This window comes from Burkholderia sp. A2 (assembly GCF_001729305.1).
Taxonomy (GTDB): domain Bacteria; phylum Pseudomonadota; class Gammaproteobacteria; order Burkholderiales; family Burkholderiaceae; genus Burkholderia; species Burkholderia sola.
Map to the genome: position 1 here is coordinate 20,410 of NZ_LZXX01000091.1, position 10,957 is coordinate 31,366.

The following is a 10,957-nucleotide window of genomic DNA, read 5'->3' on the forward strand; positions in this document are numbered from 1 at the left end:
GGTGGCGCTCACGCGGCGTGTGCCGCGCCCGCCTCATACGACGGCTTGCCGCCGGCGTGGACCGCGCGGCCCGCGCCCGAACCCGGGCGCATCGGCCAGTACAACAGGTCGGCGGCAATCTGCCGGTAGTCGCGCGCGGCAGCCGACGACGGAAACGCGTCGACCACCGCATGCATCAGTTCGCGGGCGTGCTCGACGAGCGGATCGGCGCTCACGCAACCCGCGTCGGCGATCGACACGGTCAGGTAGCGGCTCGCGACGCCCGCGAGGTTGTCGAAGGCCGTCTTCGCGTCCGCGTGGCTGCCGACCTGATTGGTCAGCACGCGGAACTGCGCGAACGCGTGCGCGAAATGCAGCCGCTTCATGCACGCATACGCCTCGGTGATCGCCTGCACGGCGACCCGCGTGACGATCAGCACGTCGTGCGCTTCGCGCGCGAGCGCCGAGAACGATCCGTCGGCGCCGAGCTGCGCGTCGACGAGGACGATGTCGGCCGGGCCGTCGATGAAGTCGCTCAGCTGCGCGTCGCTGTAGCCGGCGCGCGCGAGCCGCGCGGCGCCGCACAGCCCGAAGCCGGCCGCCACCCGCGTGCGTTCGCCGTCGCGCAGCCACGCGCCGGCGAGCGTCGCGCTGGCCGAATGCACGTCGGCGCGCTCGTCGACGACGAGCACGTCCTTGCCGAGCGACGCGAGCGCCGCCGCGAGGTTCACCACGGTGGACGTGCAGCCGACGCCGGCCGGCCCGCCCGTCACCGCGACGATGCGCGACGCGCGCCCGGCCAGCAGGCGCCGCAGCCCTTCGGCCTGGTCGATGATCCGTTTATCCAAATCGCACCTCGTGCAGCTCGGCGGTGGAACGTGCGGTCAGTGCGGAAAGCAGCGTCGGCATGTCCTCGTCTTGCGGCACGAAGGGCGAGCCGTCGCGCGGCACACAGAACGCGCTCTTCAGCAGGAATTTGGTCGACGCGACGTACAGGTTCTCCGGCACCTTCTGGCCGGTCGACACGTAGTGGACCGGCAGCTTGTAGCGGATCACCGTGTCGAGCACGCTGCCGAGGTGGGTCGCCTCGTCGAGCTTCGTGAGGATGCAGCCCGCGAGATCAGGGTGCTCGCCCGCGCTGCGGTACGCCTGCACGACTTCGTTCAGCGTGTCGCCGTGGCTCGTCGCGTTCAGCAGCAGCAGGCGCTGCACCGGCGCGTTCGCGCCGTGCAGCATCGCGATCTGGTCGGACACCGCGCGGTCGCGCTGGCTCATGCCGATCGTGTCGATCAGCACGATGTGCTTGTTGCGCAGCTCGGACAGCGCGAGCGCGAGATCGCCCGCATCCTTCACCGCGTGAACCGGCACGCCGAGGATCTTGCCGAAGATGCGCAGTTGCTCGTGGCCGCCGATCCGGTAGCTGTCGGTCGTCAGCAGCGCGACCTTGCTCGCACCGAAGCGCATCACGCAGCGCGCGGCCAGCTTCGCGGTGGTGGTCGTCTTGCCGACGCCCGTCGGCCCCATCAGCGCGAACACGCCGCCGCGCTCCATCAGCGCGTCCTCGCTGTCGAGCACCGGCAGGTTCGATGCGAGCACCGACTGCGCCCATTCGGCGGCCTGCTCGAACGTCTGCGCGCCGTCGCCGGACGGCAGGTTGTCGACCAGCATCCGCACGAGCTGCGCGGAGAAGCCGGCCGCGAACAGGTGTTTCGTCAGCGCGCCGTGGACGGGGCTGCGACGCTGGCGGTCGTGCCACATCAGGCTGTCGAACTGCTCTTCCATCATCCCGCGCAGCTCGCCCAGCTCCTGCATCACCGTGTCGTTGACGATCCGCTCGATGCGCGACTTCACCGCATCGGCCACCACGGCGGCCGCGTCGGCGGACAGGCGCGTGCGTTCGGTCGCCCTGGCGCCGTACGCGGCGCCCGTGTCGGCCGCGCGCTTCGCCGCGGCCGGCGCTGCCGCGGCCGGCATCCGGCGTTCGGCGTCGCGCACGATGTCGCGCGCCCATTCGGGCGGCGTCGCGCGGGCGGCGGCTTGCGGCGCGGGCGCGGCCGCCTGCGGCTCGGCGGGTGCCTGCGCACGGGCGATCAGCGCGTCGCGCTGTTGCGTCAGGCGCTTCGCGTGCTCGACCAGCCACGGCGCGGGTTCGGAAGTGGCGGCCGGCGATCCGGCGGCCGGCGAACCGGCGGCCGGCGACCCGGCGGCACGCGATCCCACTGCGACGGATGCCGCGCTCGACGGCGCTGCCGCCGCGGGCGCGTCCGCATCGATCGACGCAGCGTGCGCATCCGCGTCTTGCGTGTCGGCGCTCGCGCCGAACACGGACGAGAACACGTCAGGCAGCCCGCCTTCGTCCGCCGCATATGGATTGACGGCCGGGCGCGAAGCGATGCCCGGGCGCGACATGATGCCCGGCACGGCGGCGGCCGGCACGGATTCCGGCACGCGCGACGTGGCAAGGCGCGAACGCGCGGCCGGCGGCGCCACCGCGGCGAGATCCGAATCGGCGAGTGCAACGATTTCGACGCTGCCGTCATCGAGCGTGCGGTTCGACAGCACGACCGCGTCGGCGCCGAGCGCCTCGCGCACGAGACGAAGTGCGTCGCGGCTCGTTGCGCCGGTGAATTTGCGAATGTTCAAGCGGAACCCCCGATGACGTTAACGACTTTGATCGTGCGTGTGTCCGGCACTTCGGCGTACGACAGCACTTTCAGTTGCGGCAGGCTGCGGCGCAGGAAACGCGCGAGCATCGCGCGCAGCGCGTGCTGCACGAGCAGCACGGGCGGCAGCCCGAGATTCTGTTGACGCAGCATCGCTTGCTGCGTGCCGGTCAGAAGGTTGTGCGCGAGGCCGGGTTCGAGGCCCGGGTTCGCGCCGGTGGCGAGCGCTTGCGACAGCACGCGCTCCAGGTTCGCGTCGAGGCCCATCACCTGCATTTCGCCGTTGCCCGGATACCACTGCTGCGTGATCGCGCGGCCGAGCGAGAGCCGCACCGCGGCCGTGATCTCGAATGCGTCGCCGCGGCCCGCATGCTCGGACACGGCCTCGAGGATCGTGCGCATGTCGCGGATCGGCACGCCTTCCTCGAGCAGGTTCTGCAGCACCTTCTGCAGCGTGGTGAGCGAGATCGTCTTCGGCACCAGGTCCTCGACGAGCGACGGCGCGTCCTTGCCGGTACGCTCGACGAGCGCCTGCACTTCCTGGCGGCCGAGCAGCTCGGCCGCATGCTGGACGACGAGATGGTTCAGGTGCGTCGCGACGACCGTGCTCGCGTCGACCACCGTGTAGCCGTACACCTGCGCCTGCTCGCGCAGCGCGACGTCGATCCACACGGCCGGCAGCCCGAACGCCGGATCCTGCGTGACGGCGCCCGGCAGCGCGGCCGTCACCTGGCCCGGGTTGATCGCGAGCCACTGGCCCGGGAACACTTCGCCGAAGCCGATCTCGACGCCCTTCAGCGCGATCCGGTACGCGTTCGGCCGCAGTTCGAGGTTGTCGCGGATATGGATCACCGGCGGCAGGAAGCCGATTTCCTGCGCGAATTTCTTGCGGATGCTCTTGATGCGCTTGAGCAGCTCGCCGTCGCTGTTCTTGTCGACGAGCGGGATCAGCCGGTAGCCGACTTCGAGGCCGAGCGGGTCGATCAGCTGCACGTCGTCCCAGGTCGCTTCGTGGCTGTCGGCCGGCAGCACGGCGGGCGGCGCGATGTCGGTCACGTCGCCGGCCGCCTTGCGGGCCGCCGCGCGCTTGGTCTGCGTGCGCGCGAGCCAGATCGCGCCGCCGCCGAGCGCGAGGAACGCGAAGTGCGGCATGCCCGGGATCAGCCCCATCAGCACGATGATCGCGCCGGTGATGTTCAGCACGCGCGGATTCGTGAACAGCTGGCCGGTGATCTGCGTGCCGATGTCCTCGTCGGTCGCGACGCGCGACACGATCACGCCGGCCGCGGTCGAGATCACGAGCGACGGGATCTGCGCGACGAGGCCGTCGCCGATCGTCAGCAGCGTGTAGTTGGTGCCGGCTGCGGCGAAGCTCATGTCGTGCTGGACCATCCCGACGATCAGCCCGCCGATCACGTTGATCGCCATGATGATCAGGCCGGCGATCGCGTCGCCGCGCACGAACTTCGACGCGCCGTCCATCGACCCGTAGAACTCGGCTTCCTGCGAGACGGCGAGGCGGCGCTTGCGCGCCTGTTCCTCGTTGATGAGGCCCGCGTTCAGGTCGGCGTCGATCGCCATCTGCTTGCCGGGCATCGCGTCGAGCGTGAAGCGCGCGGACACTTCGGCGATCCGCCCCGCGCCCTTCGTGATCACCATGAAGTTGATGATCATCAGGATCACGAACACGACGATGCCGACCGCAAAGTTGCCGCCGACGAGGAAGTGGCCGAACGCCTCGATCACCTGACCGGCCGCGTCGGGCCCGGTGTGGCCTTCGAGCAGCACGACGCGCGTCGACGCGACGTTCAGCGACAGGCGCAGCAGCGTCGAGAACAGCAGCACGCTCGGGAACGCCGCGAAGTCGAGCGGCTTCATCGTGTACATGCTGACGAGCAGCACCATCACGGACAGCGCGATGTTGAACGTGAACAGCAGATCCAGCAGCATCGGCGGCAGCGGCAGGATCATCATCCCCAGGATCATGCAGATGAGGATCGGGCCCGCGAGCGCGCGCAGGTTCGTGCCTGCCAGCAGGTTCGGGCGCTTCGCGAACAGGCCGGTGGTCGGGGTGCTCATGCTGCGTTCCCTTGCTGGCCGAGGGCGTCCTCGGCTTCTTCACGTTCGTCGTCGGCGGCGACCGACGTGCCCTTGTCGAGTTCGGCCGGCACGTCGAGATCGACCGGCATCGCCGGGAACGCGCCGCCTTCCGAGCGGAAGCGCTTGAACTGGTAGACCCACGCGAGCACTTCGGCCACGGCCGAGTACAGCGAGCCGGGGATCTCGCGCTCGAGTTCGACGTTGTGATACAGCGCACGCGCGAGCGGCGGCGCTTCGAGCAGCGGCACGTTGTGTTCGGCCGCGAGTTCGCGGATGCGCGCGGCGACGAGGTTCACGCCCTTCGCGACGACCTTCGGCGCGCGCATCTCGCCGTCCGTGTATTGCAGCGCGACCGCGAAGTGCGTCGGGTTCGTGACGACCACGTCGGCCTTCGGCACGGCCGCCATCATCCGGCGGCGTGCGATCGCGCGCTGCTGCTGGCGGATCCGCCCCTTCACGTGCGGATCGCCTTCGTTCTCGCGATGCTCGCGCTTCACTTCTTCCTTCGTCATGCGCAACTTCTTGTTGTACTGCCAGAGTTGGTAAGGCACGTCGAGCCCGGCGACCACCAGCATCCCGGCGACCGTCGTGCCGCAGCACACGGCGACCAGATGCAGCGCATCGGGCAGCGCGGCGCCGAGCGGCTGCGTCGCGAGGCCGAGCAGTTCGTCCTTGCTGCGCCAGATCGCGATGCCGCCGATCCCGCCGACGACCAGCGTCTTCGCGATCGACATCCCGAGCTGGATCGGCCCCTGGATCGAGAAGATCCGGCCGAGGCCCGAGATCGGGTTCAGGCGGTCGAACTTCAGCTCGAACGTCTTCTGCGAAATCAGCCAGCCGCCGAGCGCCATCGGCGCGAGCAGCGCGGCGACGCCGGTGAGCGCGAGGAGCGGCAGCAGCGCGGCGAAGCCTTCGAGGCTCGCGCTGCCGGCCGCCGACAGCATCCGGTGGGTGTCGAACGCGGTCGCGCGATCGAACGTGAACGCGCCCCGCAGCATCGCCTGCAGATGCCCGCCGGACGGGCCCGCGAGCAGCCACGCGCCGTAGAAACCCGCCGCGAGCAGCGCGAACGAAGCCAGCTCGCGCGAACGCGCGACCTGCCCCTCCTCGCGCGCCTTCTCGCGGCGCCTGGGAGTGGCGGCTTCGGTCTTGTCGAGATCGCTCTCGTCTGCCACGGGGCCTCCAGTCGGGTACGGCGGAATGCCGCTTTCCAGTGACACCGATTATTCATGGAGGCGTCAAACGCCGATCGGTCGAGCAAAGCCGGGAAAGGGGGGTATTTCGGGGAATCGGGCGAGCGCCCGCGAACGCGGCTGGAACGGGGGCGGAACGACGCGCGGCGTGGCGAAATACGGGGCCGGCCGGCGCATTGGCGAGACGGCGGCCGCAAGCGGGACGGCAGCGGCGGCATGCGCGGGGAACGGTGAAACGACGGGCGGGAAAAACGAAGAAACGCGAGCGGCGGGAGAAACGCGAGAAGCGCGGCAAGCAGGCCCCGACGCAACGACGTCGCGCGTCGGTCGGGGCAGGCGGCGGTCAGGCCGCCGGGATCGGGTCCGCGCCGAAACGGTTCGGGCCTTCGGTGCCGCGCGAGCACATCCACACGAGCAGCAGGATGCCGCCGACGATCGGAATCAGCGCGAGCAGCAGGAACCAGCCCGAGCGGCCCGTATCGTGCAGGCGGCGCACGCTGACCGCGATGCCCGGAATGATCAGCGCAAGCGACACCAGGAAGATCACGCCGAGCAGCAGCAGCGTGATCAGGCCCGCATCGCGGCCGGCCGCGCCGACGATCTGACCGGCGACCGACAGCACGGAGGTCAGCAGCGCGAAATACCAGTATTCGGCACGACGCGCACGGCCTTCGAATGTCGCGTATTTATTCAGTGCGGTACGAACGGCTTCGGAAAAATTCATTTTATTACCCTCCTGTTTTATATTGGCGCCCCGGAAACAACGCCGGAATTATATGATTGAATTTCGGCGGACTCCATCTCTTTTCGCAGCCCCGACAATACGCGCACGTGGCCGCATCACGCGCCCATATGACGCAGGAACAGCTGCAAGAACGGATTTCGGCGTGCCCGACTTGCATGCCGCGTCATTTTAATAATCGTGAAGATCTGACAGAAACGACTGCCGCGAATAATCCGGCCTTGATTACACCCGAATGAAATCGCACGAATCGATAATCGACTCGAGTGTCCGGCATTCGATTAACCAACCGGCCGGCGATACGCAGGCGCGCCGGCCGCGGCGCCTGTCGGCATCGCCATTCCGTCCGAATCGCACGCTACGGCGTCGGGACGGGCCGGCCGACCCTCGTCGGCCCGAATGGCCCGACCGTCCGGCGACCTAGCCGGCCGCCGCCCGCTGCAACGCGCCGAGGTCGAGCTTCTTCATCGTCATCACCTGCGCCATCACGCGCTCGGCGCGGGCCGGGTCGCCCGTCATCAGTTCGGCCATCTGCACGGGTACGACCTGCCACGACACGCCGAAGCGGTCGCGCAGCCAGCCGCACTGCTGCGCGCGCTCGTCGCCGCCTTCGGACAGGCGCGCCCAGTAATGGTCGATCTCGTCCTGGTCGCGGCAGTTGACGACGAACGACACGGCCGGCGTCATCTGGAACACGGGGCCGCCGTTCAGCGCGACGAACGCCTGCCCGTCGAGCTCGAACGCAACGGTCATCACCGCGCCCTCGGCGTTGCCGGACGCGTGCGCGCCGGTCTTGCCGTAGCGCGCGACGTGCACGATGCGCGCGTTGTCGAACACCGATACGTAGAAACCGGCCGCCGCCTCGGCGTCGCGGTCGAACCACAGGAACGGCGTGATGCGCTGGATACGCGGGTTCATGCGCTGTCTCCTTCGATGTCGTGCCGGCACCGGTGCCGGTCTTACATCGTAGGCGCTATGCCGGCGCGTGGCAGCGATCCGGTCCGTCGCGCGCGCACGGCGCGCCGGAATAAAAAAGGGGGCGATCGCTCGCCCCCTCGTTCCCGCGTCCGGCGACGCCGCGTCAGAACGCGACGAACGGCTGCGCGCCGCCGCTCGCGGTCTTGTCCATCCCGAAGTAGATCGTCTTGCCGTAGAAGTGCGGCATGCCGATGTCGAGCCAGTTGGACGAGCCGAACGGCCCCGCGATGTCGTTGAACGCGAACGTCGACGCGTTCGAGAACAGCGAATCCGCGTTCGCGACCGGCAGCGACACGGTGCCCGACGCGCCGTTCTGGCCGCTCAGCGTGGCCGAGTAGGTCGTCGTCGCCGACGGGCAGTAGAACTCCGTATTCCTCGAACAGACCGTCTGCGCCGAATCGTTGAAGAAATACGCGTTCGAGCCCGTGTCGAAGAACGCGGTCACGTTGCGCCCCTGGAACGTCGCGCTGACGTCGCCGGTCGTGGTCGACGTCAGCACCGTCTTGCCGCTCAGGTTCGGCAGGCCGAACGTCAGCGTGCCGGTCGCGCTTGCCTGCCCGTTGTTCGAGATAGCCGGCATCTGCACGCTCACGCCGTCGCTGTTCGCGAACCGGTGCACCGGGTTGGCCACCTGCTGCGCCAGCGGCACGAGCGCCACCGTGCAGCTCGCGTTGTCGCCGTTCGGGCACGCGTAGTAGTTGTTGCTCGTCGACGTCGACGTCGCGCAGGTCGTGCCGCAGTCGTACGGCGCCGGCCCGATGCCGAGGATCCCGTTCGCGCCGAGCGCGCTCGTCGAATTGGCCGATGCGCCGCCGTTCGTGCACGAGCTCGGCACGTTCGTCGTGCCGAGGTCGCCGATGATCTGCACGGGCAGCGACGCGGCCTGCTCGGTGCCGATCGACAGGTCGACGGTGCGCACCGATCCCCACGTGTAGCTCGACACGAACTTGCCGCATTCGGCGACCGGCGCGCCGCCGCTCTTCACCTGCGGCAGGCTGTCGTGCACGCCGGCCACCGCGCTGCCGACGAGCCGCAGCCCGTAGGACGCGGTATCGACGAGCACGTTGTTGACGATCTGGCAGTTCGACGTGCCCGGCACGCAAACCTTCACGCTGATGGTCGGGATGTTGATCACGTTCGCGGCGCCAGCGGCGACCGTGACGACGGCCGTGTTGCCGCTGTTGCCGTCGGATCCGCCCGAGCCGTTGTTGCCGCCATTGCCCGAACTGCTGCCGCCGTCATCGCCGCCGCCGCAGGCCGTCACGAGCACGGCCGTCGCGGCCAGGAGGCCCAGCACGCCGAACCAGCGCTTGAATGTACGAGTCATGCTCAAGATCGCTCTCCCGCTGTCACTGGATATCGGTGCCGGCCACGCCGGCCGGCAGCGCCGACGGCAGCCATGCCTGGCCGGAGAAGGCGCCCATGTGGCCGCCCGTCCGGATCACGAGGCCGCTCGTCTCGACGGCCACCGGCGCACGCCAGCCGCGCGCCCGGTGCGCCGCCTGGACCCCGGCGGTGTACTGCGGGAAATAGCTGCCGAGCAGCGACGCGAGATCCGGCATCGTCGGCCCGCGCCACGCGAGGCCGAACACGCTGCCGGCGGCCGACGTGTATTCGTGGATGACGGTGCCCGATCCGAGCGTGATCTCGCGCACGGTATAGGCGGCCGTGCTCGCCTGCACGCCGTCCGCCGAGCGCATCGCGCGCTGCAGCGCGCGCACGGTGGCGGCCTGATCGTCCGCCGGCGGCGACATCGGCGCGCCGCCCAGTTCCGCGTGTGCGTGGACGGCCCACAGCACACCCATTGCAGCCGTCGCCTGCGCGACGGTCCAGCCCAAGCGTTTCAGCTTCACGTTCCCCCCCAAGGGACTGGCTTCGGTGCCGACGGCGCCGCCATCGGCCCGCGCCGCCTGCCCACTTATGAATCGTACGAATGACGCCACATTGCTGCTGACGCGTAGTATGCCTGCGGAGTGTGTCGAAGTGTCAATTCGGCGCAGGATCACGCTGCGCCGCGCAGCGGCGGCGGGCGGAGGAAACGAGACCGCGACGGGGATGCGCGCATCGGGCTGCCCCGCGGAACGGGGCGCCCGGCAATGGGGCGCCCGGCAACGGGCGCGCGGATGCGCGGCGGCAGGATCAGAAGCCGAGGCTCGCGAGCAGGTCGTCGACCTGCCCCTGGTCCTGAACGACGTCGGATTTGCCTTCCGGCGCGATCTGCGGGCCGTTCAGCAACGACTCGGGGCTGCCGGTCGCGCTCATCGCTTCGGCCGCGAATGCCGCCGCGGTGGCCGCGAACTGCTCGCGCCGCTCCGGTGCGATGTTCTCGACGAGCACGGTGAGGAGCTGCTGCTCGATCAGGTAGACCATGTCCATGATCTTCTTGATCACCTGCCCGGTCAGATCCTGGAAATCCTGCGCGAGCATGATCTCGAGCAGTTGCGCGCGGGTCGCCGCCGTCGATTCGGGCAGCGTGCGCAGGAACGCGCGCGTGTCGTCCATCAGCTCGCGCACTTCCGCGTGCTCGATCGGCGCGGCGTACCACTGCGCCCAGCGCGCGTCAAGCGCCTCGGCCTCGTTCTGCACGCGCTCCTGCATCGGCTTCGCGATCTCGATCGCATTCAGCACGCGCACCGCGGCCTGTTCGGTCATCGTCGCGACGTAGCGCAGCCGGTCGCGCGCATCGGGCACGGCTTCCGCCGCGCGCTCGACATGCTTGTCGAGCCCGAGTTCGCGCATCGAATCGCGCAGCGTGCGCGTGACGTGGCCGATGCGCGCGAGGATCCGGTCGCTCGCGTAATCGGCGCCTTCGGCATGGCCGTCGGCATTGACCGCCGCGCCGGCGAGCGCCGCATGGATCGGCTCGTTCACGTTCAGCTCCCGGCCTTGGCCATCTTGTCGATGATCTTGTTCAGCTTCTCGTCGAGCGTCGCGGCCGTGAACGGTTTCACGACGTAGCCGCTCGCGCCGGCCTGCGCGGCCGCGATGATGTTCTCCTTCTTCGACTCGGCCGTGACCATCAGCACCGGCAGGTGCGTGAGCGTCGCGTCCGCGCGGATTTCCTTGAGCATCGCGAGACCGTCGAGGTTCGGCATGTTCCAGTCCGAGATCACGAAGTCGAAGCCGCCGCCGCGCAGCCGCGCGAGGCCGGCCGCGCCGTCCTCGGCCTCATCGACGTTCGTGTAGCCCAGTTCCTTGAGCAGGTTGCGGACGATCCGGCGCATCGTCGGGAAATCGTCCACCACCAGGATTTTCATGCTCTTGTCCATCGTCGTTCCTTTCCAGATTCGTTTCCGTCGGGA

Annotated in this window: 10 protein-coding genes; all 10 read right to left on the reverse strand. The window is 69.1% G+C overall.

Annotated features, from left to right (window positions below; translation table 11 throughout):
- Positions 1–8 precede the first annotated feature (8 nt).
- Entirely contained in the window at positions 9–827 is an 819-nt protein-coding gene (locus A9Z05_RS14440) for a flagellar biosynthesis protein FlhG (protein WP_069618690.1), read from the reverse strand.
- Positions 820–2,622 carry a flagellar biosynthesis protein FlhF gene (gene flhF / locus A9Z05_RS14445; RefSeq protein WP_069618691.1) on the reverse strand — a complete coding sequence of 601 codons (1,803 nt, stop codon included), beginning with the start codon at positions 2,620–2,622 and terminating at the stop codon, positions 820–822. Before flhF ends, A9Z05_RS14440 begins: the two co-directional genes overlap by 8 nt.
- Positions 2,619–4,721 carry a flagellar biosynthesis protein FlhA gene (gene flhA, locus A9Z05_RS14450; RefSeq protein ID WP_069618692.1) on the reverse strand — a complete coding sequence of 701 codons (2,103 nt, stop codon included), beginning with the start codon at positions 4,719–4,721 and terminating at the stop codon, positions 2,619–2,621. Before flhA ends, flhF begins: the two co-directional genes overlap by 4 nt.
- Positions 4,718–5,917, reverse strand: coding sequence for a flagellar biosynthesis protein FlhB (gene flhB / locus A9Z05_RS14455; protein WP_069618693.1), 1,200 nt, complete (start codon positions 5,915–5,917; stop codon positions 4,718–4,720). The genes flhA and flhB overlap by 4 nt, the downstream gene beginning before the upstream one ends.
- 361 nt (positions 5,918–6,278) lie before the next feature.
- Positions 6,279–6,659, reverse strand: coding sequence for a DUF805 domain-containing protein (locus A9Z05_RS14460; protein WP_069618694.1), 381 nt, complete (start codon positions 6,657–6,659; stop codon positions 6,279–6,281).
- 438 nt (positions 6,660–7,097) lie between these two features.
- A complete protein-coding gene (locus A9Z05_RS14465) occupies positions 7,098–7,595 on the reverse strand; it encodes a VOC family protein (RefSeq protein ID WP_069618695.1) in 498 nt (165 codons plus the stop codon).
- Between the two features lie 163 nt (positions 7,596–7,758).
- The gene (locus A9Z05_RS14470; protein WP_069618696.1) at positions 7,759–8,988 is read right to left on the reverse strand and encodes a DUF3443 family protein; all 1,230 of its coding nucleotides are present in this window, start codon (positions 8,986–8,988) and stop codon (positions 7,759–7,761) included.
- Positions 8,989–9,004: 16 nt separating this feature from the next.
- Positions 9,005–9,508, reverse strand: a complete 504-nt coding sequence (locus tag A9Z05_RS14475) for a DUF2844 domain-containing protein (protein ID WP_069618697.1) — start codon at positions 9,506–9,508, stop codon at positions 9,005–9,007.
- 286 nt (positions 9,509–9,794) lie between these two features.
- A complete protein-coding gene (gene cheZ / locus A9Z05_RS14480) occupies positions 9,795–10,526 on the reverse strand; it encodes a protein phosphatase CheZ (protein WP_069618698.1) in 732 nt (243 codons plus the stop codon).
- A gap of 2 nt (positions 10,527–10,528) precedes the next feature.
- Positions 10,529–10,924 carry a chemotaxis response regulator CheY gene (gene cheY, locus A9Z05_RS14485; protein ID WP_006754880.1) on the reverse strand — a complete coding sequence of 132 codons (396 nt, stop codon included), beginning with the start codon at positions 10,922–10,924 and terminating at the stop codon, positions 10,529–10,531.
- Positions 10,925–10,957: the final 33 nt, after the last annotated feature.

Bases quoted from the DNA above. Each gene is read 5' to 3' on its own strand.
- flhA (WP_069618692.1), bottom strand. From the start codon at position 4,721: ATGAGCACCCCGACCACCGGCCTGTTCGCGAAGCGCCCGAACCTGCTG.
- A9Z05_RS14460 (WP_069618694.1), bottom strand. From the start codon at position 6,659: ATGAATTTTTCCGAAGCCGTTCGTACCGCACTGAATAAATACGCGACA.
- A9Z05_RS14465 (WP_069618695.1), bottom strand. From the start codon at position 7,595: ATGAACCCGCGTATCCAGCGCATCACGCCGTTCCTGTGGTTCGACCGC.
- cheY (WP_006754880.1), bottom strand. From the start codon at position 10,924: ATGGACAAGAGCATGAAAATCCTGGTGGTGGACGATTTCCCGACGATG.